The sequence below is a fragment of the Croceibacterium segetis genome (assembly GCF_011320115.1).
In the GTDB taxonomy this organism is placed as follows: Bacteria; Pseudomonadota; Alphaproteobacteria; order Sphingomonadales; family Sphingomonadaceae; genus Croceibacterium_B; species Croceibacterium_B segetis.
Genome location: NZ_JAANOZ010000001.1, coordinates 327,310 through 349,951, shown reverse-complemented (window position 1 = coordinate 349,951; position 22,642 = coordinate 327,310). Strand labels below are relative to the sequence as shown.

Here is a 22,642-nt window from a genome sequence, read left to right as displayed (position 1 = left end):
CGCGCTCAGGCGGCCAGGCGCTCGTCTTCCCTAACCGCGTCGAGGCCCGCGTACATCGCCAGACGCACTGCGTCGGAAGGCGAACGGGCGTTGAGCTTGCGCATCATGTTGCCGCGGTGGATTTCGACCGCGCGCGGGCTGATCCCGAGCCGGCGCCCGATTTCCCTGTTGGAATCGCCCTCGATCATAAGTTCGAGCACTTCGTGCTCGCGCATGCTGAGGTGCTCGATGGCGGCTTTGGCCGAGGCCCCGCGCCGCGCAAGCTGTGCCCGGCGCTCGCCCTCCTCCGCCAGCCGCACCAACGCGGTTTCGAGCAGCGCCGGATCGAAGGGCCAGCGCGAGTAATCGAGCGCTCCGCCAAGCATCGCATCGACGATCCGCTGCGGCGACGGTTCGGCCGAATAGGCCGCCACCGGAACCGCACGGCCCCGCGCATCGAGCATTGCCTGCACGTCGCCGGCACAGCACCGCCCCGGTTCATCCGCAACGAAGATCGCCCCTCCCTCCGGAAGCCGCGAGGCGAACTCCTCGAGGTCTTCGTAGATTTCCGCGTGCAGATTGCGATGCGCCAACTCGTAAGTGATTCGCGCGCGGCGGCGAAAATCGGGATCGATGACGTGAATATGCCGGTGACTGGCCATGGACGACTCCTGGTTTGGGCCGGCACCATCCCGTGCCGATCAACTCATTCGAGACTAAGGAGATTCACCTGCTTTTTCACCTAGGTCGTATCGGTATCTTTCCATATGGCAAAATACAGTGGTGGCGGCTCCCAAAAGTCGTCACGCCTACCTTCGAAAGTTAGGTCCGGCGCGTGAAACGGTCGGTTAGGTCGCCTCCCGCTACTTCACGCGGTAAAACCGGATCAGCACCGCGGGACCCGCGCTCGCAGGCGCCATGCCGAGCGTGCCGACGAACGCCTGCCGCCCCAGGTATTCGTATTTCCCGAGCGGCGGTTCGAACACCGGATGGGTGCGCACCGGGGCGGGCGCGCCCTTCTCACCCGGGCAGATCTCGCCGGTGTTGACGACGTTGATCACCACCCCGTCGTCGGTCTTGAGGAAGTAGTCGGCCTTCACATCGGTGCAGCCGTCGACACGGGTCAGCTGCCAGTCCCAGCCGCCGGGCATCACCTCGCCCTTGATCTGCGGCCCCTCGAAATGGCCGCCGGTGATCGGGATGATCCGCCGCTGCCCCCGCGCGGTCTTGCCCACTTCGACCGCCTTGCCGAGGGCGACCGTCTCCTGGAAAACGAATTCCAGTCCCGGCTCGTCGGCCTTCTGCTGGGCCGCCGCGGGCATGGCCAGCAGAGCGGCCGCAGCCACGATCATCGTTGTGCGCATCGAATCCCTCCCCTGTTTATGGTTGCGATGGTGTAGCGCTCCCTGGCAAGCGTCAATGCCGCCGCGTGCTTGCAATCACCGGCGAACCCTGTATGTGCCCGCGTTCCCGATCGGCGAGCCGGCCGGGGAACCCAAGAAAGCCGGAGGGGCCCCCGCAGGTGCGGGATCAGCCAGCGATCGGCATGGAAGTGAAAGGAACGCGCGCATGCCGCTGTACGAGCATGTTTTTCTCGCGCGCCAGGATCTGAGCCAAGCTCAGGTAGACGCCCTGGCCGCCGCCGCCACCGAGATCGTCGAAGCCGGCCAGGGCAAGGTCACCAAGACCGAGACCTGGGGCCTCAAGAATCTCGCCTTCAAGATCGACCGCAACCGCAAGGCGCACTTTGTTCTGCTGAACATCGAAGGCCCTGGCGCGGTTGTTGCCGAGCTCGAGCGGCAGAACCGGATCAACGAAGACATCATCCGCTGGATCACCGTCGGTGTCGACGAGCACGAAGGTGGACCTTCCGTGATGATGCGCAAGAACGACCGCGAGCGCACTCGCCGTCGCGAGCGGGGAGAAGACTGATGGCCCGTCCTTTCTTCCGCCGCCGCAAGTCCTGCCCGTTCTCGGCCAAGGATGCGCCGGTCATCGACTACAAGGACGTGCGCCTGCTGCAGGGCTTCATGTCCGAGCGTGGCAAGATCGTCCCCAGCCGCATCACCGCAGTTTCGGCCAAGAAGCAGCGCGAGCTGGCCAAGGCGATCAAACGCGCCCGTCATCTCGGCCTTCTGCCGTACATCGTGAAGTAAGGAGGACATCATGCAAATTATCCTCCTCGAACGTGTCGAGAACCTCGGCGGCATCGGCGACGTCGTGTCCGTCAAGGACGGCTACGCGCGCAACTTCCTGCTGCCGCAGAAAAAGGCGCTCCGCGCCAACGACGCGAACCGCCAGGTGTTCGAAGCCAATCGCGAGCGGCTGGAAAAAGAGAATGCCGAACGCCGCGGCGAAGCCGAGACCGAAGGCAAGAAGCTCGATGGAGCCGAGGTCGTGCTGATCCGCGCGTCGTCGAACTCCGGCCAGCTCTACGGCTCGGTCAACGTGCGCGACATCGCCCAGGCTCTCGAAGAGCAGGGTCACAAGGTCGACAAGCGCCAGGTCGTCATGGGCAGCCCGATCAAGGCGCTCGGCGTGCACGAAGTGACCATCGCGCTGCACCCCGAGGTGCGCGTGACGGTGAAGGCCAACGTCGCCCGTTCGGACGACGAAGCCGAACTTCAGCGCCAGGGCGTCGACGTGATGGCGCAAGCCTTCGAAGAAGACCGCGCCGAGGGCGAAGGCTTCGTCGAACCGATTGACCCGACCCTCGAGCCCGGCGAAATTCCCGCCGACATGCTCGAGAACCCGGCCGATCCCGAGGCCTCGACCGAGGCCTGATCGTTTCGGTCCCAACGAACAAGCAGGGGCGCGGTCCAATGTGGACCGCGCCCCTTTTTCCTGTTTGGTCTTTGAAATGACGCGACCACGGGGCTAACGGTTGTCATGGATTCTACTACCGTCATCACCGAACTAGCCGCTGTCTACGAGGCCGCGGTCGAGCGCCTGCGCACCGACATCGGCGAATATGTCCGCACCGGCACACCGCCGCCGCCCGAGCGCCGCTCGGACGGAAGCTACTGCTACCCCGAGCTACGCGTGCGCTATGGCGGAGGCCCGCCACCGAGCGACCGCACGCGCTCGTTCGGCCGGCTGCACCAGCCCGGAACCTATTCCACCACCATCACCCGCCCGGAGCTGTTCGCCGATTATCTCGCCGAGCAGCTCGACCTGCTGATCGAGGATTTCGACGTTGCCATCGAGATCGGCCGCAGCCGGCAGGAAATCCCCTTCCCTTACGTGCTCGAAGGGCGCCACGGAGCGGAGATGGCGGGAGTCAGCCCGAACGAGATCGCCCGCTATTTCCCGACAACCGAACTGGCGCTGATTGGCGACGAGCTGGCCGATTGCATCGAGCTCGGCGACCCCGGCGAGGCGATGCCGCTGTCGCTGTTCGATGCCCTGCGGACCGACTTCAGCCTCGCCCGTCTCGCCCACTACACCGGCACCGACCCGCAGGATTTCCAGCGCTTCGTGCTGCTGACCAACTATCACCGCTACATCGACGAATTCGTCGACTGGGCCGGCGAGCAGGTCGGCAAGGGAACCTACAGCGCGCTCACCGGCGCCGGCGGGCTCGACCTGAGGAAGACCGCCCGCAACGCCAAGGCGCAGCTCAGCGAGACGACCTGGCGGCGTCACCAGATGCCGGCCTACCACCTGATGGCCGACAACCGCATGGGCATCACGCTGGTCAACATCGGCGTTGGGCCGTCGAACGCCAAGACGATCACCGACCACCTCGCGGTGCTCAGGCCCGAGGCATGGCTGATGATCGGTCACTGCGGCGGTCTCAGGCCGAGCCAGAAGATCGGCGACTTCGTTCTCGCCCACGCCTACTTGCGCGACGATCACGTACTCGACGACGTCCTGCCGCCCGAAATCCCCCTCCCGGCCATCGCGGAAGTCCAGCAAGCCCTTGCGGCCGCCGCCGAAAGCGTCGCGGGCGCGCAGGGCGCCGACCTCAAGGCGCGGATGCGCACGGGCACCGTCGTCACCACCGACGACCGCAACTGGGAACTGCGCTACTCGCACACCGCCCGCCGCCTGTCGCAGAGCCGCGCGGTGGCGATCGAAATGGAGAGCGCCACCGTCGCCGCGCAAGGCTATCGCTTCCGCGTGCCCTACGGCACCCTGCTGTGCGTGTCGGACAAGCCGCTCCACGGCGAGATCAAGCTGCCGGGGCAGGCCAACCTGTTCTACGAACAGGCGATCGCCGCGCACCTGCAGATCGGCATCAGCGCGTGCGAGCGCCTGCGCGCCGCAGGCCCGCGCCTGCACAGCCGCAAGCTGCGCGCGTTCAACGAGCCCCCCTTCAGGTAGTGGACGCCCGCCCTTCTGGCTGACATGATCGGCCGCAAGGGAGAGACTGTCCATGCCGATGACGTTCAGCGCGGCGATCGCCCGCGCTCCTCTGCGGCCGTTCCAGGTCACGGTAGCCCTATTCGCGCTGCTGCTGCTCGTTTTCGACGGCGTTGACCTGCAATCCCTGCCCTTGGTCACGCCCCCGATCCTCGAGGAATGGGGCATCGACCGGGCGGCATTCGGCCCAGCTCTCGCCGCCTCGCTGTTCGGCATGGGCTTCGGGTCAATCCTCGGCGGTATGCTCGGCGATCGGATCGGGCGGCTGAGAACGTTGTTCCTGGCCTGTCTGATCTTCGGCGCGGCGACGATCTCGGCCTCGTTCACTCACGACGTCTGGCAGATGTCGGCCGTGCGTGCGCTCGGCGGATTGGGATTCGGCGCCGCCTATCCCAACGCCCTGGCGCTGGTCAGCGATTGGGTCCCCGACCGATGGCGGGCTCATACCGTCTCCCTGGTTTCCATCGGAATCCCGGTAGGCATCTCGGTCAGCGCGGCGGTGATGCCGTACCTGCTGCCAAACTACGGCTGGCGGGGCGCCTTTATCGCGTTCGGCTCCGCTTCGATCGTGCTGGGGACCCTGGCATTCGCGCTGCTGCGCGAGCCGCCACCATTCCTGCTCGCCAAGGGCAAGGCCGAGGCCGCACGCCGGAGCGCCGCCAAGGTGATTGACCCCGCTATCGAGCTGCTGCCCGAAACCGTCGGCGCCAACGAAGATGGAACGGGCGAAAGCATAGGCATCTTCCATCCCAGCAACCGCAAGCTCAACATCGGCATGGTGATCAGTTTTTCGGCCACCACGACCCTGGTCTACGGCCTGCTCAACTGGACGACGGTGCTGCTGACTTCGGCCGGCTTTACCTTGGCCCAAGCGCAACAGGCCGGCGTCTGGCAGGGAATCCTGTCGATCGTCGGCGGGCTGTCCGCCGGCCTCACAACCCGCACCTTCGGCTCGCGGGCCGTAACGATGGTGGGCGCGGCACTGATCCTGGCGAACATCCTCGCGCTTGGCTGGATGGTGGAGAACATCGGCGCCGCCCCGAGCGCCGACGAACGGATGTTCATCATCCTGCTCGAAGGTCTCGCCGTCGGGCTGGTGAGCATGATGATAACCGTGTTCTACGTGGTCATGGCGCAGGGCTACCCGACGAGTTGCCGCTCAGGCGGGATCGGCTTCGTGATCACCTCGGGACGGCTGTTCTCGATCGCCATGGTCTATTACGGCGGCACCCTGCTCAACATGGGCTCCGCGTGGTATTTCGGCGTTCTGACCGTCATCGCGATGCTGGTATTCGCCGCCGCCTTCATCATCGATCGGCAGGTCCGGCCGGCCCGCAAGCAGGAGCAACCCGCATGACTGTTCTCGCTGGCCCAAAGATCAGCCCCCAGGCCCACAGTGAGAATTTCGAGCGCATCCGAGTGAAGCGCTACTCGGCCTCGCTAGGCGCCATTATCGAGGGCGCCGACCTCTCGCAGGACCTCGATGACGCGACCATCGCCGAAATCCGCCAGGCGCTGCTCGATCACCTGGTGATCTTCTTTCGCGGGCAGGACTTCTCGCCGGAACAGCAGCTCGCCTTCGCCCGCCGCTTCGGAACGCTCAACCAGCACGACCAGGTGAAGGGGTTGGACGCCTATCCGGACATCATCGAGGTCAGGAAGGAGCCGGACGACGAGCGCAATTTCGGCGGAGCCTGGCACGGCGACGTAACCTACCTTTCCGAACCGCCGCTCGGCTCGATCCTCTACGCGCTGGAGGTGCCCGAGGTGGGCGGCGACACGCTGTGGTCGAATTGCTACCTCGCGTTCGAGACGCTCTCTTCCGGCATGCGCGCCATGCTCGACGGAATGACGATGATCCACACGCCGGCGAAGATCTACGGCGCCCTGTCGCAGGACTGGAGCAAGGATTCATCGGTCAAGTCCGCGCCCAACGCCACCGCCCACTATGAAACCGAGCATCCGTTGATCCGCACCCATCCGGAAACCGGCCGCAAATGCCTCTACGTCAGTGGCGCCTTCACGCCGCGCTTCAAGGACATGACGGAAGAGGAGAGCGCGCCGCTGATCGATTTCCTCATGGACCAGTGCACGCGCGAGCCGTTCACCTGCCGCTGGCGCTGGGAAAAGGGGGACGTCGCCTTCTGGGATAACCGCTGCACGCTGCATTATGCGCTCAACGACTACAGCGGACACCGCCGGGTGATGCATCGCGTGACGGTGAACGGCGACAGGCCTTTCTAGGCGAGAAACCTCGCGATCGCCTCGCCCAGAGCAGGCTCGGTGACCGAGCTCATGTGGGTGCCCGGAATCTGTTCGAAACGCGCGTCCGGCAGCGCCGCAGCGAGCGCCTCCGGCGAGCCGTTGTCGCGGTCCCTGTCGCCGCACACGACCAGCGTCGGGATCGTCACCCCGGCTAAGTCACCCGGTTCGGTGTCGTCGACCGATTGCAGCAGCAGCCGCGCGGCCACGCGGTCGACCTTCTGGGTCTTCATGAAAGCGACCGCCATGAACGCCGGGTCGCCGTGTTTCACCGTGTCGAACCGATCGATCGCGTCGAGGAAAAAGGCGGAACGGCGGGACCAGCCGGCAAGTCCTTCGAGGCCCATTCCCGCAAGCGCCAGCCGCCGCGGCGAAAGGCCCTGCAGCACGCAGCGCACCGCCGTCCGCGCACCGAGCGAGAACCCGCCGAGATCGTAGTCCTGCAAGTCGAGGTGCCGGATCAGCGCCTGCGCATCCTTGACCAGCACATCCTCGGGGTACGCGGCGGGGTCGTGCGGCGCCGCGCTCTGCCCGTGGGCGCGCAAGTCGGGCATGATCGCCTCGAACCCGGCCTCCGCCAGCCGCTGCGCATGGCCGAAGCGGATCCAGTTGGTCTGCGCGTCGGAGAAGAGCCCGTGCAACAATACAACCGGTCGGCCCTGGCCGACACGGTGGAGCGCCAGTTCGCTCCCGTCGAAGCCGGCGAAACGTTCGGTCGTGATCGGGTTCACTCAGGCACCTCGCGCCCCGCGGCGTGCCAGCGGCTGACCACGCTCTCGGTCTCTTCGGTGCGCTGGCGCGGCAAGGTGCTGGTGTCGATCCACGCTTCGTGCAGGCTTTCCGCACCGGCGTGCGTCTTGGGGACGAAGCCGGACGGATCGTCGAAGCTGCCGAAGGTCAGGTCGATACCGGTACCGTCGTTGAAGCGAAATCCCAGCGGCGTGCCGCAAGCAGAGCAGAACGGCCGCCGGGCAATCGGTGAGCTGGCGTACCAGTCGGGCTCACGTTCCCAGGTCACCGCCTCGGCGGGGACATGGACGAAGCTCGCCGCGAAGCCCCCCGTTGCGCGCTGACACATCCGGCAGTGACATAAGTAGGCCTCGGCGTCCGACGCCTCGACCCGGTAACGGACGCGGCCGCACTGGCAGCCACCGGTCATGGCATTGGCCATTCGCGTTTCTCCTTCCGGGCCGTTCTTCGCCTCGACCATGTGCCACCGCAAGATTTATTGATTCATTAAGCGGGCTTATTATATGCGGGCTCGCATGATTCACATTGGCTATCTTCTTGCCGACAACTCGCGGCTTGCCCGCTGGGCGTTCGACCAGCAGGTGCGCGAGATCGGCGTGACCGGCCCGCAGGCGCGGCTGCTGCTGATCCTCAACCGCCGCCCGGGCGAGAACCAGGGATTCTATGCCGAGCAGCTCGAGGTCGAGCCGATCACCCTTTGCCGGATGGTCGACCGGCTCGAGGAAGCCGGCATGGTCGAGCGTCGTAGGGATCCCTCGGACCGCCGCGCGTGGCAGCTGCACCTGACCGCGAAGAGCCAAAAAATCGTTGCGAAACTGCAGCTCAGGGTCGATGCGCTGGTTGACGACATGCTTTGCGGCCTGACTCCCGAGGAGCGGGAAGAATTTGCCCGCTTGCTCAAGACCGTCGGCACCAATCTCTCCGAGCGGCGTGAAATGGCAAGGATTTCAAATGGCTGACGCCGACCCGCAGATTGTCGAGGCACCGGCAACCGTGCGCGAGCCCGGCGAGCCGGGGACCATCGGCGACGCCGCGCCGCGCCGCCGGTGGGGCAGGCTGGCCCTGATGCTCGTGGTTCCGGTGGCGATCCTGATCGGCGGCGTCGTCTACTGGCTTGGCCTGCAGGGAAAGGTCTCGACCGACGATGCCTACGTCAAGCAGGACAAGGTCTCCATCAGCGCCGAGGTCGGCGGCAAGATCCTCGGCGTCTACGTCAAGAACGGCGACCACGTGAAGGCGGGCGACCTGCTCTACCGGATCGATCCCCAGCCGTTCCAGATCCAGCTCGACCAGGCGACGGCGGCGATCGCCGCCGCTCAGGCCAACGTCACCGCTCTGGCGAACAGCGCCGACTTGTCGGGCGCGGACATCGCCAAGGCGCGCGAGGACATCGCTTTCGCGCAGAGCAATTTCGAGCGCCAGCAGCAGCTGTGGAAGCAAGGCTTCACCACCAAGGCCGCCTATGACGCGGCGCGCCACGCCGTCGAGCAAGGCCAGGCCGAGCTCACGGCCGCGCAGGCCAACGCCGCCGAAGCGCGGGCAAGGCTGGCCCACGGGGCCGCCGTACCCGGAGAGAACCCCCAGATCGCCGCCGCCAAGGCCCAGGCCGAGGCCGCGCGGCTGAACCTGAGCCGGACCGAGGTCCGTGCGCCGATGGCCGGCGAGGTCGCCGGCGCCGAACGCCTGCTTCCCGGCCAGCTCGTCGTGCAAAACGTCCCGATGCTCACGCTGGTGGGCGTGCAAGGCGCCTACGTCGAGGCGAACTACAAGGAGACGCAGCTCAGCGAGATGCGCGTCGGGCAACCGGCCAAGATCGAATTCGACGCCTATCCGGGCATGGACATCAAGGGCCACGTCGCGGCGATCGGCGCCGGCACCGGCTCCGAGTTCTCGGTCCTGCCGGCGCAGAACGCCACCGGCAACTGGGTCAAGGTTACCCAGCGCGTGCCAGTGCGCATCGCGATCGATTCCAAGCCGGACCGCAAGCTGATCGCCGGGCTCACGACCAGCGTGACCGTCTACACCGACGGCAAGAGGCACTAACGATGGCGACCGCCGCACCGGCGGCGGGGCGGCGGGACTCCCGCCGCGGCGCGCCTGCCGAGCTCGAAGACGTCGCCCTCCTTCAGGTCCCCAACCGCTGGCTGTTCATGGTCGGGGTCATGGCCGCCTCGCTGCTGCAGGTGCTCGACACAACGATCGCTAACGTCGCGGTGCCGCACATGCAGGCCTCGCTCGGGGCGACGCCGGACACGATCAGCTGGGTGCTGACGAGCTACATCGTCGCCTCCGCAGTGGCGATGCCGATCACCGGCTGGCTCGCCGATCGCATCGGCATGCGCACGCTGTTCATCGGCGCGGTCAGCGGGTTCATCATCGCTTCGGCCCTGTGCGGCATCGCGCAGAATCTCAGCGAAATGGTGCTTTTCCGCGCGTTCCAGGGCATTTCCGGCGCGTTCATCGCTCCGCTCAGCCAGACGGCGATGCTCGACACCACTCGGCCGAGCCGGCAGCCGCAAATCATCGCGGTGTGGGGCCTGGGGATCATGATCGGTCCGATTCTCGGCCCACTGATCGGTGGCTGGCTGACCGAGAACTGGAACTGGCGCTGGGTGTTCTACGTGAACCTGCCTGTCGGCGTCGCCGCGCTGACGATCCTGCTGGCGCAGATGCCCAAGCGCGAGATCCGTAGGCGACGCTTCGACTTGTTCGGATTCGCCATGATCGCGCTGGCGCTGAGCTCCCTGCAGCTGTTTCTCGACCGCGGCAACGAGGCCGACTGGTTCAGCTCCGCGGAAACCTGGATCTACCTCGCGACGGCGATTTCAAGCACATGGATCGCCGCCATCCACCTCGCAACGGCGAAAAGCCCGCTGTTCCATCGCGCGCTGTTCGCCGACGTCAATTTCGCCATCGCCTTGCTGTTCATGATCGTCATCGGCGTGGTGATGTTCGGCACCATGGCGCTGCTGCCGCTGATGCTCCAGCAATTGCTCGGCTACGACGTGATCGGCACCGGGATGATCCTCATGCCGCGCGGCGTCGGCATTCTCATCAGCATGCAGCTATCGAGCTACCTGATGCGCAAGGGCGCGGACGCGCGCTGGATCGTGGCGATCGGCTTCCTTATCGGCGCGTGGTCGATGAGTTGGATGGCCCACTGGTCGCTCGCCGTGGATCAATACAGCATCACCATGTCGGGCCTGGTCCAGGGCCTTGGCATCGGCCTGGTGTTCATCCCGCTGAACGCAACCGCCTTTGCCACGCTGCCGCCGGACTTGCGTACCGACGGGTCGAGCCTGCTCAACCTCACGCGCAACATCGGCTCTTCCGTGGGCATTTCGGTGGCGATGACGCTGCTCGCGCGCAACACCCAGAAAGTCCACAGCGCCCTTGCCGAGCATATCACCCCCGCCGTCAGCTCGATGTTCGACCTTTCGTCGATCAGCCAGTTCGCCGGCTATGGCGACGCTGCGACAGCGATGGTCAATCTGGAGGTCACCCGCCAGGCGGCGATGGTGGCCTACATCGACGACTTTTACCTGATGATGTGGCTCAGCATGCTGTCCGTGCCGCTCGTTTTCTTCATGCGCAAGAATACCATCCACTCGCGCCGCTGAGCGCTCCGATTGACTCGTTGCTACCGAAGTGTCAGCCCCTGCCCCGGGGGATAACGAATGGACGGGGGCGAAGACCCAGCTTTCGAGCAGGCGACGTTCGCCAGGATTGCCTGGCGGCTGATACCGTTGCTTTTCGCCGGTTACGTCGCGGCGTTTCTCGACCGGGTCAATGTGGGCTTCGCCAAGCTGCAGATGGCCTTAGATCTCCATTTCAGCGATGCGGTCTACGGGTTCGGCGCCGGTATCTTCTTCATCGGCTATTTCCTGCTCGAGGTGCCCAGCAACCTGGCCCTTAACAAGGTCGGCGCACGCCTTTGGATGGCGCGTATCATGCTCACCTGGGGGCTCGTCTCCGCAGCGTTCGTGTTCGTCGGCACGATGCGCTGGGGGCCGATCGCCGGCGCCTTCGGGTCAAGTGATGCGCAATTCACCTTCTACGTTCTGCGCTTCCTGCTCGGTGCTGCCGAGGCCGGGTTCTATCCCGGCGTGATCCTCTACTTCACCTTCTGGTTTCCCAGCGAATACCGTGCCCGGATGATCGCCCTGTTCATGAGCGGGATCGCGGTCTCCAACCTGATCGGGTCCCCGATTTCAGGCGCGATCATGCAGTTCGCCGGCGGCGCTTTCGGGATGCGCGGGTGGCAATGGTTGTTCCTGCTCGAGGCGATGCCGGCGCTCATCCTGGCGGTAGTATTTCTCGCAGTGCTGCCGGACCGTCCGCAAACGGCCCGCTGGCTCAGCGACAAGGAACGCGCGATCGTCAGCGCGCGGCTGGCGCGCGATGAAGCGGCCAAACAGGTCTCGGCAACTCTGCGCGCCGCGGTCGTGTTCGTCGACCCGCGCATTTCGGGCTTCGCGACCGTCTACTTCTGCGGGCTCGTGTGCTTCTATGGGGTCAACTTCTGGATGCCGACCATCGTCCAGGAACTCGGCATCCCGTCGACCGACTACTTGCGGGTCGGCCTCGTCAGCATGATCCCGTGGGGCTTCATGATCGTCGCGCAAGTCACCTGGGCGCACCATTCGGACAAGACCGGAGAGCGCCGCTGGCACTCGGCGCTCGGGCTGTTCGTGGCGCTGGCGGGCCTGCTGCTGCTCGCGGCGGTCGGGCATTCGCCGGTGCTGTCGCTCGTGGGGCTGACGCTCATTACGGTCGGCAACGGCTGCTGGGTGGTGACCTTCTGGTCCTTGCCGACGTCGATACTGGGCGGCACGGCGGCTGCGGCAGGGATCGCGTGGATCAATTCGGTCGGCAATCTCGGCGGGCAGTTCGGGCCCGACATCATCGGCCGCGTGCGCGATGCCAACGGTGGGAGCAACACCGCCGCTTTCCTGGTGTTGGCGGCGTTCACGCTGGCTGGCGCGCTGATCCTGCTGGCGCTGCCCGACGGGCACCGCTTGAAGGCGGACGTGCCGGCCTAACCCTTCTTCAGGTGCCGCCTGCCCAATAACTCGGCGATCTGCACGGCGTTGAGGGCGGCGCCCTTGAGCAGGTTGTCGGAGACGCACCACAGCGACAGGCCGCTGTCGACCGTCGGGTCCTCGCGCACGCGGCTGATGAAGGTCGCACCGTCGCCGACGCACTCGATCGGGGTGACGTAACCGCCATCCTCGCGCTTGTCGATCAGCATGACGCCGGGCGCCTCGCGGAGGATTTCCATCGCCTGCTCGGCCGAGAGTTCCTTCTCGAACTCGATGTTGATCGACTCCGAATGGCCGACGAACACCGGCACGCGCACGCAGGTGGCGTTGACCTTGATCTTCGGGTCGAGGATCTTCTTGGTCTCGACCACCATCTTCCACTCTTCCTTGGTGGAACCGTCGTCCATGAAAACGTCGATGTGCGGGATCACGTTGAAGGCGATCTGCTTGGTGAACTTGTTCACGCCGACGGCATCGCCGACGAAGATCGCCCGGCTCTGCTCGAACAGCTCGTCCATCCCGGCTTTCCCGGCGCCGGAGACCGACTGGTAAGTGCTCACCACCACGCGCTTGATCGTCGCAGCGTCATGCAGCGGCTTGAGCGCCACGACCATCTGCGCGGTCGAGCAGTTGGGATTGGCGATGATGTTGCGCTTTGCGTAACCGTCGATCGCCTCCGGGTTCACCTCGGGCACCACCAGCGGCACGTCGGGGTCCATGCGGTAGAGCGACGAGTTATCGATCACCACGCAGCCGGCCGCGGCGGCCTTGGGCGCGAATTCCTTCGACGGGCCCGAGCCGGCCGAGAACAGCGCGATATCGAAGCCGGTGAAGTCGAAATGCTCGAGGTTCTTGCACTTGAGCGTCTTGCCGGACTCGCCGAACTCGACTTCGGTCCCGGTCGAGCGCGAGCTCGCCACCGCCACGACTTCGTCGAGCGGGAACTCGCGTTCGGCCAGGGTCGCGAGCATTTCGCGCCCGACATTCCCCGTCGCTCCGACAACCGCTACCCGGTAACCCATCACACACTCCGCTAGGCCAGACTGTCCGCGGCCCTACCGGGGCGCGGGCGTGGTGCAATGCACAAAAGTCTGTCTGCGGGCAAGCCGCGCTTTCGTTATTTGGGCGCAGTAACCCCGTGGCGGGCGAGGAACCCGAAGATCGTCTCGTAGAGATGGGTGCGCAGGTTCGGCCCGGCGATGGCATGCGTCGCCCCCGGATAGAGCATCATCTCGAATGGCACCTTGTCCTGCTGCAGCTGGGCGATGATCTCGGTGCTGTTTGTGAAAACCACGTTGTCGTCCGACATGCCGTGGATCAGCAGCAGCGGATCGGCGACCTTGCCTGCGTCGGCGACGGTCGAAGACTTGGCATAGGCGGCAGCATCGGTCTGCGGCCGGCCCATGTAGCGCTCGGTGTAGAACGTGTCGTACAGCTCCCACCGCCCGACCGGCGCCACCGCGATGCCGGCGGCGTAAAGGCCGGGATCGGCCTCGAGCTGCTTCATCGTCATGTATCCGCCGTACGACCAGCCGAAGATGGCGATCTTCCTGGGATCGACGAAATCGAGCGTCTTGAGATATTCGGCGCCGGCCTTCTGGTCGGCCACCTCGGGCCCGCCCATCGCGCGGTAGATCGCCTTCTCGAAATCGACGCCGCGGTTTGAGGTACCGCGATTGTCGATCTCGAAGAAGATGAACCCCTTGTCGACGATCGCCTGCTCGAGCGCACCGCCCCAGGCTCTCGTCACGTCCTGCGAATGCGGACCGCCGTAGTGCGAGAAGAACACCGGATAGCGCTTGCCCGGAACCAGCGGCGGTGTGACCATCCGCCAGTGCAACGGCGTGCCGTCGGGACCCTTGATGGTGCCGAACTGCGGCAACCGGTGGCTGGCCATGTACGGCGCGTAAGGATGCTTCGCGTCGAGCCTGTTCTCCTCGACCCACGCGAGCTGCTTGCCGGTGGCGTCGGCGAGATAGACCTGCGGCGGCTGGCTCGGCGACGAGCGGCCGACGAGCAGGGTCTTGCCATGCTTGTCCATCGAAGCGCCGTTGGCGAACGCGAGATCAGTCAGGCGTTCTGGCGCGCCGGGCTTGAGGTAACCGAGCGAGTACACCTGTGGAGCGAGCACGTCGTCCTTGGTCGCGGTGAAGAACAGGCGGTGGGCCTCCTGGTCTACGCCGGCGAGCTTGGTGACGACCCACGGCCCACTGGTAAGCTGCTGCCACTCGCCGGCAGAAAAGCGGTAGAGGTGGCCGAAACCGTCACGTTCCGACCACCAGATAAGGCTGCCGTCCTTCAGGAGACGATAGTTGTCGCTCAGGTTGATCCAGTGTCCCGGCGCCGCCGTCTCGCTGAACAGCACATGCGCCTTGCCGGTCGCCGGGTCCGCCGCGAGCATGTCGAGCCGCGTCTGCCCGCGATCCACCCGCTGCACGCAAAGGGTCTTTCCGTCCGGCGCCCAATCCACTCGCGTCAGGTAGATGTCGCGCTCCAGCCCGAGATCGACCTGGACCTTGTTGCCGCCGTCGGGATCGATCACGAACAGCGAGACGTCGACGTTGGGCGTTCCGGCTGCGGGATAGCGCTGCTCGAACGTCTTCGTGCCGCTGGCGCCGATCGCCGCGCGGGTGACGATGCCGACAGGCGCCTCGTCGAAACGCTCGACGGCGATCCGCGCGTCGGTTGGCGACCACCAGTAACCGGTGAACCGGTTCATTTCCTCCTGCGCGACGAATTCCGCCTCGCCCCAGTGAACAGTGGCGGCGCTCTCTTTCGGAGTGACCGGCCTGGGTTCACCGCCAACCAGGGCGGTCCAAAGGCGCTGATCGCGCACGAAGGAAACGTACTTGCCGCTCTCGCTGAGCACCGGGTTGAGTTCGCCCTCCGGGCTGTCGGTCAGGCGCTTTACCGAGCCATCCAGGCCCGCGAGATAGAGGTCGCCCTCGACTGGCACGAGCAGCGACTTGCCGTCTGCCGACCAGTCGTAAGTTACGATGCCTTTCAGCCCTGCCAGGCGCTGGCGTTCGCGCTGCATCTTCTCGGCTTCGGACAGCTCGCGGCCAGTGCCGAGCTTTTCCGAATCGACCAGCATCCGCCATTGCCCGTCCTGCCGATCGTAAGCCCACAGGTCGTAGCGCTCGCGGTCGCTCTCGCGATTGCGCAGGACCGTGAGGAAGCGCCCGTCGGGCGAAAGCTTGGGCAGCCGCGGTGCGGACCCGTCGAGCGACGGGCTGGCGAACACGCGCTCGATCGTCAGCGTCTGTTCGTGCTTGGCGGGCATGGCCTTGGTCTCCTGCCCGCGGGCGATAACCGGTTGCACGAGCGTGGCAAGCGCGCCCGCAGCGACGACAAAACTCAGGACCTTCAAGAGAGCGACCTCCGGAACGAAAAAGGGCGCCCCAGCCGGGACGCCCAAATTCGTTACGCATGAAATCGGTTGAAGAAAAGGCCTCAGCCTTCCTTCTGCACCTCGCGGCGTTCGGCGATGCGGGCGCGCTTGCCGGTGCGGCCGCGCAGGTAATAAAGCTTCGCCCGGCGCACCACGCCCTTGCGGACGACGGTGATGCTCTCGACGTTCGGCGAATAGAGCGGGAAGACGCGCTCGACGCCTTCGCCGAAGCTCATCTTGCGAACGGTGAAATTGCTGTTCAGGCCGCGGTTCGAGCGGGCGATGCACACGCCTTCGAAGTTCTGAACGCGGGTGCGCTCACCTTCGACGACACGGACACCGACACGCAGCGTATCGCCGGCACGGAATTCGGGAATCTCTTTCGTCGTATTGAAAGCTGCGATGGCCTCGGCCTCGAGCTCCTGGATCAGACCCATGACGGGCTCCTTCAATCCTTGCGCCGCGCGCCAGAGGCAGGCTTGACCCGAGCACCACCGTGGCGCTCCCAAAGGTCCGGCCTGCGTGACCGTGTGTCGGATTCGCTCATGGCCTTGCGCCATGCCGCTATCCTCGCATGATCCCCCGATCGCAGCACTTCAGGGATCGTGCGCCCTTCCCATTCCTGAGGTCGGGTATAGTGCGGGTATTCGAGCAGCCCCTCTTCGAAGGATTCCTCGGCCCCGCTTGAAGGCGCGCCCATTACGCCGGGAAGCAGGCGAATGCAAGCGTCGAGAAGGGCGATCGCGGCGGGCTCTCCGCCGGAGAGAACGATGTCGCCGAGACTGACTTCCTCGACCGGCCTTCCCTCGAAAATCCGCTCGTCGAATCCCTCGAACCGGCCGCACAGGATCGTCACCCCCGGACCCGCCGCCAGCTCGCGAACGCGCGCCTGGGTGAGCGGGGCGCCGCGCGGGGTCATCGCCAGCACCGGGCAGTCGGGATGCTCCGCCACCGCATGATCGACCGCCGCCGCCAGAACGTCGACCTTGAGCACCATCCCCGCCCCGCCCCCCGCCGGGGTGTCATCGACGGTATGGTGCTTGTCCTTCGCGAAATCGCGGATCTGCACCGCCTCGATGGACCACGCGCCCTCGCCAAGTGCGCGCCCCGCAAGCGAAACGCCGAGCGGCCCGGGGAACATCTCAGGGTAGAGCGTGAGGACGGTGACGGCGAAAGTCATTGCGGTGAGTTCCAAACCTCCTGCGGCAAGAGGTCGCGCTCGGCGGCAAACTCCGCGTGCAACCATTCGCGCAGCCGCTCGATCTTGCGGATGCCCACGCGGCTTGCCGGATGGACGAGCCATTGCGCGCTGCCGGGCAGGTAGAGCGTTTCGAAGGGCTGCACCAGCCGCCCGCTCTCGAGGTCGGCACGCCAGAACAACGGGGTCATCATCGCGATGCCGAAGCCGCCGAGCATCGCATTCGCTTCTTGCAATTGGCTGTCGAGCACAATGCCGCGGCGCGGCTCGGGCCGGCCGATGCCGGCGGCGGCGAACCAGCCGGTCCACAGCGAATCGTTGGGAGCGAGCCGTTCGACGCGCAACAGGTCTTCCGGTCGCTCGATCGCATTGGCTTCGAGAAAGGCTGGCGAGCAGATCGGCGTGAAGTGCTGGCAGAACAGGAAGTCGCTCCTGAGCCCGTCCCATTGCCCCCGCCCGGCCCGAATCGCGGCATCGATTCCGCCGAGGCCGAAATCGACCAGCTCGTTGGCGAGCGAGATCTTCACCGCGAGATCGGGATGGCGCACCTGAAAGCGGCCGATGCGCGAGCTCAGCCAGGTCGCGCCGAATGACACCGAGGTATCGATCGCCAGCACGTCCTCGTCTTCCTCGCGCAAGGCGTCGAACGCGTCGGCGATCGAAGCGAAGCCGCCCGTCACCGCCGGCAGCAGGCGGCGTCCGCTGTCGGAGAGCCGCACCCGGCCCTTCTCGCGCACGAACAGCGGCGTGCCGACGCGGTCTTCGAGCTGGCGGATCTGATAGCTGATCGCCGCCTGGGTCATCCCCAGCTCGTCGGCCGCGCGCGAAAAATTCTCGTGCCGCCCGGCGGCTTCGAAAGCGCGGATCGCTGTGAGCGGCGGCAGGCGCAACATGCTTTTAGTATAATCTCACCTTATACTATTCCCCAAGCGTTTTGTTGGCGCTCGGGCGCGGCAGACGGCATCTAGGGGCCACCAGACGAAAGGACCCTAGCGATGACCGACGAACACCTGATGCGGCTATGGGCCGACGCTCACAACGGATTTTCCGCCGATCTCGATCGCGGTACTCTCAAGCTCGATCGCTTCCTCCGCGACCGCCCGGAGTCAAGTTCGTCCATAGGACGGACTTATGCCCAAGCGTCGTGCGCAACGGCCCCGGCCGACGACACGGTGAGCACGGCGGCGCGCGCGGCGCTCGCCGGGGTGACCGCCTGCCTCGCGACCATGGGCCTGGTCCTGACGGTTGCCTTGCTCGCCACCGCCGACATGCATCCCGCGGACGCCCATCCGGTGATCGCGCACACGATCGTGGCCTGAGCACGCCACGCAGGGGCCGAAGCCACCCCGCTGCCCAGTCCCCCCGCCAGCGCGGGGAAAGCTTCGGCCCCTCTACCGTTGTCCGGCGCATGGACGACTGCGTGATCATCGGCGCCGGCCCCGCGGGATTGACCGCGGCGATCTACCTTTCGCGCTATCTGCTCTCGATCCGCTTGTTCGACAGCGGCGACAGCCGCGCGGCGCTGATCCCCTGCACCCGCAACCTCGCCGGCTTTCCGGCAGGCATCTCCGGCAAGGAACTGCTCGAGCGAATGCGCGAGCAGGCGCGCGCGTTCGGCGCGATCCGCGAGGAGAAGCGCGTCGAGCACCTCGCCCGCGTGGCGAATGGCTTCACAATCGGCACCGACAGCGGAACTTATCGCGCGCGCACCGTGCTGGTCGCGACCGGCGTGGTGAATCTCCCGCCGCCGGAGATGGAGACGGCCCTGCACCAGGAGGCGCTATCCCGCGGCCTGCTGCGGTACTGCCCGGTCTGCGACGGTTACGAGGTGACGGACCGGCGCGTCGGCGTGATCGGCAGCGGCAACCACGGCACCCGCGAGGCCGAGTTCCTGCGCGGCTATACCAGCGACATCACGCTGGTTGCACCATTGGGCGAGCACGAGCTCGACGACGAATGCCGCCGGCGGCTCGACGAGGCGGGGGTGGCGATCGTCGCCGGGCCTTGCGGCGGCTATGCAATCGACGGCGAACGCCTGACGCTCACGACCGGCGAAGGGCGCCTCGCGTTCGACAGCGTCTATCCCGCGCTAGGGCTCCATGTGCGCTCCGAACTGGCCATCGCGGCGGGCGCCAGGACTGCCGAGGACGGCGCCCTGGTGGTCGACGATCACCTCGAGACGACCGTGCCCGGCCTGTTCGCCGCGGGCGACGTGGTCGTCGGCCTCGACCAGATCAGCCACGCCATGGGCCAGGCGGGTGTTGCCGCGACGGCGATCAGAAATCACCTCGCGGCGGAGCGGCCGCTGCGGCGCTAATCGGCGAAGCCGGTAGCGATCACCACCCGCTCGTCGTCCCATTCGGGCACCGCGAACTCGGTCATCGGCACCATGAAGCGCTTGCCGTCGGGCCGCTCGACTTCGAGGATGTCGCCGGCGCCGAAGTTCTCGACGGCGACCACGAAACCAAGCGCCTCGCCGGTATCGGACATGGCGGCAAGGCCGATCAGGTCGGCGTGGTAGTATTCGCCTTCCTCGAGCGGCGGCAGCGCCGAGCGGGGGACGGTGAGCGTCGTGCTGCGCAGAGCTTCGGCGGCGGTGCGGTCGGCGATCTCCTCGAAGCGGGCGATCGCGCCGCCCTTGCCATCGTCGCGCAGGCTCTTGAGCGTCAGCGCGCCGCCGTTGAAGGTCTTATGGCGCTTGAGCGCCGCGACTCCCTCGCCGAACAGCTTGAGGCGGACTTCGCCCGTCACGCCATGCGCGCCGGCGATGGCGGCAAGGGTGACGGGCTTGTCCTGGGGCAAGGCTTAGCCCTCGGCGGGCGTTTCTTCAGCCGCGGGCTCTTCCTCGGCGGGAGCTTCTTCCGCAGCGGCTTCCTCAGCAGGAGCTTCCTCGGCGGGAGTTTCTCCAGCGGGAGCTTCCTCCGCGGCGGTTTCCTCGGCGGGAGCCTCTTCGGCAAGCGCTTCCTCGGCAGCAGCTTCTTCAGCGGCGGCTTCTTCAGCGGGAGCTTCGTCGGCTGCTTCGGCCGGAGCCTCTTCCGCGACGGCTTCCTCTGCGGGTGCCGCGTCGGCAACGGTCTCTTCGACCGGGGCTTCCTCGACCGGGGCCTTGGCGGCCTCCTCGGCTTCGGCGAGCTTGGCGGCCTTCTCCTCGGCGCGGGTCTTGGCGTTCTCGCCCGGCTCGCCCTTCTTCGGGTTCAGCCGTGCGGCGCGCTCCTTGATGCCGGCGGCATCGAGGAAGCGGGCGACGCGGTCCGACGTCTGCGCGCCGACGCCGAGCCAGTAACGCGCGCGGTCCTCGTTGAGCTTGACGCGCGTCGGGTCGTCCTTGGCGAGCAGCGGATTGTAGGTGCCGATCTGCTCGAGATACTTGCCGTCGCGCGACGAGCGGCTGTCGGCCACCACGATGCGATAGTACGGACGCTTTTTGGCGCCACCGCGCGAAAGCCGGATTGAAACTGCCATTTTACTTCACCTTTCCGATTCAAATGCCTGAAAATTCACTTGTTCTTGAGAAGATCGTTCATGTTGCCCGGCATCGAGCCGCCGCCAAGACCCGGGAGCTGAGGCGCGCCGCCGCCCATGCCGCCCATGCCGCCGCCGCCGAGCAGCGCACCGAGGCCCTTGAGGCCGCCCATCTTGCGGATCTGCTTCATCGCCCGGCCCATTTCCTGGTGCATTTTGAGCAGCTTGTTGACGTCCTGCACGTCGGTGCCCGAGCCGGCCGCGACGCGCTTCTTGCGCTTGGCGTTGAGCAGTTCGGGGCGCTGACGCTCCTTGGGTGTCATCGAGCCGATGATGGCGTCCATGTGAACGAGCACTTTGTCGTCGACGCCGCTCTGCGCCATTGCCTGCTTGGCCTTCTTCATGCCCGGGAGCATGCCGGCGAGCATTCCCAGCCCGCCCATGTTCTGCATCTGGCGGAGCTGGCTGCGCAGGTCGTTGAGGTCGAACTGACCCTTCATCATCCGCGCGGCGAGCGCGTCGGCTTCGTCCTTGTCGATCGTCGCGGCGGCCTTTTCGACCAGGCTGACGACGTCGCCCATGCCGAGGATGCGGCCGGCGACGCGCTCGGGGCTGAACGGCTCGATCGCGTCGAGCTTCTCGCCCGTGCCGGCGAACTTGATCGGCTTGCCGGTGACCGCGCGCATGCTGAGCGCCGCGCCGCCGCGGGCGTCGCCGTCCATCCGGGTGAGGATCACGCCGGTCAGCGGCACTTCGCCCGAGAAACTCTGGGCGACGTTGACCGCGTCCTGGCCGGTCAGCGAATCGACCACCAGCAGCACTTCGGTCGGGGCCGAAACCCCGGCGACCGCGCGCATCTCGGCCATCAGCGCTTCGTCGACGTGGAGGCGGCCGGCGGTGTCGAGCAGCAGCACGTCGACCGCCTGCAGCTTCGCGCTCTCGAGCGCGCGGCGGGCGATGTCGACCGGCTGCTGGCCGGGCACAATCGGCAGCGTGGCGACGTCGACCTGCTCGCCGAGCACCTTCAATTGCTCCTGCGCCGCCGGACGGGCAACGTCGAGCGAGGCCATCAGCGCCTTCTTGCCGTGCTTTTCCTTGAGCAGCTTGCCGAGCTTGGCGGTGGTGGTGGTCTTGCCCGAGCCCTGCAGGCCGACCATCAGGATCACCGCCGGCGGGCGAACGTCGAGCTCGAGCGGCGCCGCGCCCTCCCCGCCGAGCATCTCGATCAGCTCGTCATTGACGATCTTGACCACCTGCTGGCCCGGCGTGACCGACTTGAGGACCTGCTGGCCGACGGCCTTCTCGGTCACCGCGTCGATGAACTTGCGCGCCACCGGCAGCGCGACATCGGCTTCGAGCAGCGCGACGCGCACCTCGCGCATCGCCTCGCGCACGTCGGCCTCGTTCAACGCGCCGCGCCCGCGCAGGCGGTCGAAGACCCCGGTCAGGCGATCGGACAGCGTATCGAACATGAGGCTCCGGTACTCTCTCTGTGCGGTCGCTTTCCCGAACCGCAAAAGTGGTACCCACTTTTGCTGGGAAAGCTCCAAAAGCAAAATGCGCCGGCGGACGAAACCTCGTCAGCCAGCGGGCGGGTCAGCAATGCGGCCGCGAGATCTGCGCGGCCAATTTCAGTATTCATTCTCGAATGGTGGAGCCTAGCGGGATCGAACCGCTGACCTCTACAATGCCATTGTAGCGCTCTCCCAGCTGAGCTAAGGCCCCGTATCCATTCAATTTTCTACGAACCCTGGGAGGTTCGCCGCCCTTGCGGGAGGGCCGCCCTTTATGAGCAGCCCCGCCGAATCGCAAGAGTCAAATCAGGTGTCTTCCTCGTTCTCGTCCGCCGCGCCGGGCACGCCGAGATCGTCGTCGCCGCCGAGGTCGATGTCGTTGTCAGGCGAATCCTCTTCCTCGTCGACGTCTTCCAGCTCCTCGTCGGCGAGATCGGAATCGACCTCCTCCTTCTCCTTCTTCTCTTCCTCGAAGGGGATCGGCTGCTTGGACTTGAGCACCGGCTCCGGCTGCCACTTGTTGCCGCATTCGATGCAGGTGACCGGGTCGTCGACACCGAGGTCGTAGAAGCGCTCACCGCACTTGGGGCAGTTGCGCTTGTGACCCCACTCTGGCTTGACCATTCGAATATGTCCTTGTCGTTCGCCCGCCCGTGTGGGCCGGCGGAAATCCGTTTAC

At 66.1% G+C, this 22,642-nt stretch carries 24 protein-coding genes, 1 tRNA gene and 1 pseudogene; 12 read left to right on the top strand and 14 right to left on the bottom strand.

Annotation, left to right across the window (positions count from 1 at the left end; genetic code table 11):
- Positions 1 to 5: 5 nt before the first annotated feature.
- Both G7B69_RS01805 and G7B69_RS01800 read right to left on the bottom strand, forming a co-directional pair.
- Positions 6 to 641, bottom strand: coding sequence for a response regulator transcription factor (locus tag G7B69_RS01805; protein WP_166175432.1), 636 nt, complete (start codon positions 639 to 641; stop codon positions 6 to 8).
- A 201-nt stretch (positions 642 to 842) separates the two neighbouring features.
- Positions 843 to 1,343, bottom strand: a complete 501-nt coding sequence (locus G7B69_RS01800) for a DUF3237 family protein (RefSeq protein ID WP_166175430.1) — start codon at positions 1,341 to 1,343, stop codon at positions 843 to 845.
- A gap of 205 nt (positions 1,344 to 1,548) precedes the next feature.
- Here G7B69_RS01800 and rpsF point away from each other — a divergent pair, with 205 nt between their 5' ends.
- The 6 genes from rpsF (at position 1,549) to G7B69_RS01770 (ending at position 6,588) form a co-directional block, all read left to right on the top strand.
- Entirely contained in the window at positions 1,549 to 1,911 is a 363-nt protein-coding gene (gene rpsF / locus G7B69_RS01795; protein WP_166175428.1) for a 30S ribosomal protein S6, read from the top strand.
- Positions 1,911 to 2,135, top strand: coding sequence for a 30S ribosomal protein S18 (rpsR, locus tag G7B69_RS01790; RefSeq protein WP_166175426.1), 225 nt, complete (start codon positions 1,911 to 1,913; stop codon positions 2,133 to 2,135). Before rpsF ends, rpsR begins: the two co-directional genes overlap by 1 nt.
- 10 nt (positions 2,136 to 2,145) lie before the next feature.
- Positions 2,146 to 2,763, top strand: coding sequence for a 50S ribosomal protein L9 (gene rplI / locus G7B69_RS01785; RefSeq protein WP_166175423.1), 618 nt, complete (start codon positions 2,146 to 2,148; stop codon positions 2,761 to 2,763).
- A gap of 105 nt (positions 2,764 to 2,868) precedes the next feature.
- Positions 2,869 to 4,305 carry an AMP nucleosidase gene (locus tag G7B69_RS01780; protein ID WP_166175421.1) on the top strand — a complete coding sequence of 479 codons (1,437 nt, stop codon included), beginning with the start codon at positions 2,869 to 2,871 and terminating at the stop codon, positions 4,303 to 4,305.
- Positions 4,306 to 4,357: 52 nt separating this feature from the next.
- On the top strand, positions 4,358 to 5,701 hold the full coding sequence (locus G7B69_RS01775; protein WP_166175419.1) for an MFS transporter: 1,344 nt from the start codon (positions 4,358 to 4,360) through the stop codon (positions 5,699 to 5,701).
- Positions 5,698 to 6,588 carry a TauD/TfdA dioxygenase family protein gene (locus G7B69_RS01770; protein WP_166175417.1) on the top strand — a complete coding sequence of 297 codons (891 nt, stop codon included), beginning with the start codon at positions 5,698 to 5,700 and terminating at the stop codon, positions 6,586 to 6,588. Before G7B69_RS01775 ends, G7B69_RS01770 begins: the two co-directional genes overlap by 4 nt.
- On the opposite strand, the gene G7B69_RS01765 is transcribed toward G7B69_RS01770, so the two are convergent.
- Together G7B69_RS01765 and G7B69_RS01760 are read right to left on the bottom strand one after the other, a co-directional pair.
- Positions 6,585 to 7,337 carry an alpha/beta fold hydrolase gene (locus G7B69_RS01765; protein WP_166175415.1) on the bottom strand — a complete coding sequence of 251 codons (753 nt, stop codon included), beginning with the start codon at positions 7,335 to 7,337 and terminating at the stop codon, positions 6,585 to 6,587. The genes G7B69_RS01770 and G7B69_RS01765 overlap by 4 nt on opposite strands.
- The gene (locus G7B69_RS01760; RefSeq protein WP_166175413.1) at positions 7,334 to 7,777 is read right to left on the bottom strand and encodes a GFA family protein; all 444 of its coding nucleotides are present in this window, start codon (positions 7,775 to 7,777) and stop codon (positions 7,334 to 7,336) included. The genes G7B69_RS01765 and G7B69_RS01760 overlap by 4 nt, the downstream gene beginning before the upstream one ends.
- A 94-nt stretch (positions 7,778 to 7,871) precedes the next feature.
- Here G7B69_RS01760 and G7B69_RS01755 point away from each other — a divergent pair, with 94 nt between their 5' ends.
- The 4 genes from G7B69_RS01755 to G7B69_RS01740 are packed head-to-tail and all read left to right on the top strand — an operon-like array spanning position 7,872 to position 12,398.
- Complete coding sequence (locus G7B69_RS01755) at positions 7,872 to 8,315, top strand: MarR family winged helix-turn-helix transcriptional regulator (protein WP_166175411.1); 444 nt, start codon at positions 7,872 to 7,874, stop codon at positions 8,313 to 8,315.
- A complete protein-coding gene (locus tag G7B69_RS01750; protein WP_166175409.1) occupies positions 8,308 to 9,399 on the top strand; it encodes an HlyD family secretion protein in 1,092 nt (363 codons plus the stop codon). Before G7B69_RS01755 ends, G7B69_RS01750 begins: the two co-directional genes overlap by 8 nt.
- A 2-nt stretch (positions 9,400 to 9,401) precedes the next feature.
- Positions 9,402 to 10,976: a DHA2 family efflux MFS transporter permease subunit gene (locus tag G7B69_RS01745; protein WP_166175407.1), complete on the top strand. Its 1,575-nt coding sequence runs from the start codon at positions 9,402 to 9,404 to the stop codon at positions 10,974 to 10,976.
- Between the two features lie 57 nt (positions 10,977 to 11,033).
- Complete coding sequence (locus G7B69_RS01740) at positions 11,034 to 12,398, top strand: MFS transporter (RefSeq protein WP_166175405.1); 1,365 nt, start codon at positions 11,034 to 11,036, stop codon at positions 12,396 to 12,398.
- On the opposite strand, the gene G7B69_RS01735 is transcribed toward G7B69_RS01740, so the two are convergent.
- The 5 genes from G7B69_RS01735 to G7B69_RS01715 all read right to left on the bottom strand — a co-directional run bounded on the left by G7B69_RS01735 (position 12,395) and on the right by G7B69_RS01715 (position 17,880).
- On the bottom strand, positions 12,395 to 13,420 hold the full coding sequence (locus G7B69_RS01735) for an aspartate-semialdehyde dehydrogenase (RefSeq protein WP_166175403.1): 1,026 nt from the start codon (positions 13,418 to 13,420) through the stop codon (positions 12,395 to 12,397). The two genes, G7B69_RS01740 and G7B69_RS01735, sit on opposite strands and share 4 nt — an antisense overlap.
- A gap of 95 nt (positions 13,421 to 13,515) precedes the next feature.
- Positions 13,516 to 15,681 (bottom strand): S9 family peptidase, encoded by a 2,166-nt coding sequence (locus G7B69_RS01730; RefSeq protein WP_166175511.1) that lies wholly within the window; start codon positions 15,679 to 15,681, stop codon positions 13,516 to 13,518.
- Positions 15,682 to 15,851: 170 nt separating this feature from the next.
- The gene (gene rplS, locus G7B69_RS01725; RefSeq protein ID WP_166175401.1) at positions 15,852 to 16,226 is read right to left on the bottom strand and encodes a 50S ribosomal protein L19; all 375 of its coding nucleotides are present in this window, start codon (positions 16,224 to 16,226) and stop codon (positions 15,852 to 15,854) included.
- A gap of 11 nt (positions 16,227 to 16,237) precedes the next feature.
- Positions 16,238 to 16,969: a tRNA (guanosine(37)-N1)-methyltransferase TrmD gene (gene trmD / locus G7B69_RS01720; RefSeq protein WP_166175399.1), complete on the bottom strand. Its 732-nt coding sequence runs from the start codon at positions 16,967 to 16,969 to the stop codon at positions 16,238 to 16,240.
- Positions 16,966 to 17,880, bottom strand: coding sequence for a LysR substrate-binding domain-containing protein (locus G7B69_RS01715; protein ID WP_166175397.1), 915 nt, complete (start codon positions 17,878 to 17,880; stop codon positions 16,966 to 16,968). The genes trmD and G7B69_RS01715 overlap by 4 nt, the downstream gene beginning before the upstream one ends.
- A 102-nt stretch (positions 17,881 to 17,982) precedes the next feature.
- Between G7B69_RS01715 and G7B69_RS01710 the strand changes: the two genes are divergently transcribed.
- Both G7B69_RS01710 and G7B69_RS01705 read left to right on the top strand, forming a co-directional pair.
- Positions 17,983 to 18,306 (top strand): hypothetical protein, encoded by a 324-nt coding sequence (locus G7B69_RS01710; RefSeq protein ID WP_166175395.1) that lies wholly within the window; start codon positions 17,983 to 17,985, stop codon positions 18,304 to 18,306.
- An 89-nt stretch (positions 18,307 to 18,395) separates the two neighbouring features.
- The gene (locus tag G7B69_RS01705; RefSeq protein ID WP_166175393.1) at positions 18,396 to 19,304 is read left to right on the top strand and encodes an NAD(P)/FAD-dependent oxidoreductase; all 909 of its coding nucleotides are present in this window, start codon (positions 18,396 to 18,398) and stop codon (positions 19,302 to 19,304) included.
- Here G7B69_RS01705 and rimM read toward each other — a convergent pair.
- The 5 genes and pseudogenes from rimM to G7B69_RS01680 all read right to left on the bottom strand — a co-directional run bounded on the left by rimM (position 19,301) and on the right by G7B69_RS01680 (position 22,587).
- Positions 19,301 to 19,789: a ribosome maturation factor RimM gene (rimM, locus tag G7B69_RS01700; RefSeq protein ID WP_166175391.1), complete on the bottom strand. Its 489-nt coding sequence runs from the start codon at positions 19,787 to 19,789 to the stop codon at positions 19,301 to 19,303. The genes G7B69_RS01705 and rimM overlap by 4 nt on opposite strands.
- 171 nt (positions 19,790 to 19,960) lie before the next feature.
- Positions 19,961 to 20,449: pseudogene (gene rpsP / locus G7B69_RS01695) on the bottom strand (30S ribosomal protein S16); the annotation flags it as partial.
- A 35-nt stretch (positions 20,450 to 20,484) separates the two neighbouring features.
- Positions 20,485 to 21,921 (bottom strand): signal recognition particle protein, encoded by a 1,437-nt coding sequence (gene ffh, locus G7B69_RS01690; protein WP_166175387.1) that lies wholly within the window; start codon positions 21,919 to 21,921, stop codon positions 20,485 to 20,487.
- Between the two features lie 177 nt (positions 21,922 to 22,098).
- Positions 22,099 to 22,174, bottom strand: a tRNA-Ala gene (locus G7B69_RS01685).
- A 95-nt stretch (positions 22,175 to 22,269) separates the two neighbouring features.
- Positions 22,270 to 22,587, bottom strand: coding sequence for a TIGR02300 family protein (locus tag G7B69_RS01680; protein ID WP_166175385.1), 318 nt, complete (start codon positions 22,585 to 22,587; stop codon positions 22,270 to 22,272).
- Positions 22,588 to 22,642 lie beyond the last annotated feature (55 nt).

Coding starts and splice junctions, on each gene's coding strand:
- G7B69_RS01805 (WP_166175432.1), bottom strand. CDS start 641: ATGGCCAGTCACCGGCATATTCACGTCATCGATCCCGATTTTCGCCGC.
- G7B69_RS01800 (WP_166175430.1), bottom strand. CDS start 1,343: ATGCGCACAACGATGATCGTGGCTGCGGCCGCTCTGCTGGCCATGCCC.
- rpsF (WP_166175428.1), top strand. CDS start 1,549: ATGCCGCTGTACGAGCATGTTTTTCTCGCGCGCCAGGATCTGAGCCAA.
- rpsR (WP_166175426.1), top strand. CDS start 1,911: ATGGCCCGTCCTTTCTTCCGCCGCCGCAAGTCCTGCCCGTTCTCGGCC.
- rplI (WP_166175423.1), top strand. CDS start 2,146: ATGCAAATTATCCTCCTCGAACGTGTCGAGAACCTCGGCGGCATCGGC.
- G7B69_RS01780 (WP_166175421.1), top strand. CDS start 2,869: ATGGATTCTACTACCGTCATCACCGAACTAGCCGCTGTCTACGAGGCC.
- G7B69_RS01775 (WP_166175419.1), top strand. CDS start 4,358: ATGCCGATGACGTTCAGCGCGGCGATCGCCCGCGCTCCTCTGCGGCCG.
- G7B69_RS01770 (WP_166175417.1), top strand. CDS start 5,698: ATGACTGTTCTCGCTGGCCCAAAGATCAGCCCCCAGGCCCACAGTGAG.
- G7B69_RS01760 (WP_166175413.1), bottom strand. CDS start 7,777: ATGGCCAATGCCATGACCGGTGGCTGCCAGTGCGGCCGCGTCCGTTAC.
- G7B69_RS01755 (WP_166175411.1), top strand. CDS start 7,872: ATGATTCACATTGGCTATCTTCTTGCCGACAACTCGCGGCTTGCCCGC.
- G7B69_RS01750 (WP_166175409.1), top strand. CDS start 8,308: ATGGCTGACGCCGACCCGCAGATTGTCGAGGCACCGGCAACCGTGCGC.
- G7B69_RS01745 (WP_166175407.1), top strand. CDS start 9,402: ATGGCGACCGCCGCACCGGCGGCGGGGCGGCGGGACTCCCGCCGCGGC.
- G7B69_RS01740 (WP_166175405.1), top strand. CDS start 11,034: ATGGACGGGGGCGAAGACCCAGCTTTCGAGCAGGCGACGTTCGCCAGG.
- G7B69_RS01735 (WP_166175403.1), bottom strand. CDS start 13,420: ATGGGTTACCGGGTAGCGGTTGTCGGAGCGACGGGGAATGTCGGGCGC.
- G7B69_RS01730 (WP_166175511.1), bottom strand. CDS start 15,681: ATGCCCGCCAAGCACGAACAGACGCTGACGATCGAGCGCGTGTTCGCC.
- rplS (WP_166175401.1), bottom strand. CDS start 16,226: ATGGGTCTGATCCAGGAGCTCGAGGCCGAGGCCATCGCAGCTTTCAAT.
- trmD (WP_166175399.1), bottom strand. CDS start 16,969: ATGACTTTCGCCGTCACCGTCCTCACGCTCTACCCTGAGATGTTCCCC.
- G7B69_RS01715 (WP_166175397.1), bottom strand. CDS start 17,880: ATGTTGCGCCTGCCGCCGCTCACAGCGATCCGCGCTTTCGAAGCCGCC.
- G7B69_RS01710 (WP_166175395.1), top strand. CDS start 17,983: ATGACCGACGAACACCTGATGCGGCTATGGGCCGACGCTCACAACGGA.
- G7B69_RS01705 (WP_166175393.1), top strand. CDS start 18,396: ATGGACGACTGCGTGATCATCGGCGCCGGCCCCGCGGGATTGACCGCG.
- ffh (WP_166175387.1), bottom strand. CDS start 21,921: ATGTTCGATACGCTGTCCGATCGCCTGACCGGGGTCTTCGACCGCCTG.
- G7B69_RS01680 (WP_166175385.1), bottom strand. CDS start 22,587: ATGGTCAAGCCAGAGTGGGGTCACAAGCGCAACTGCCCCAAGTGCGGT.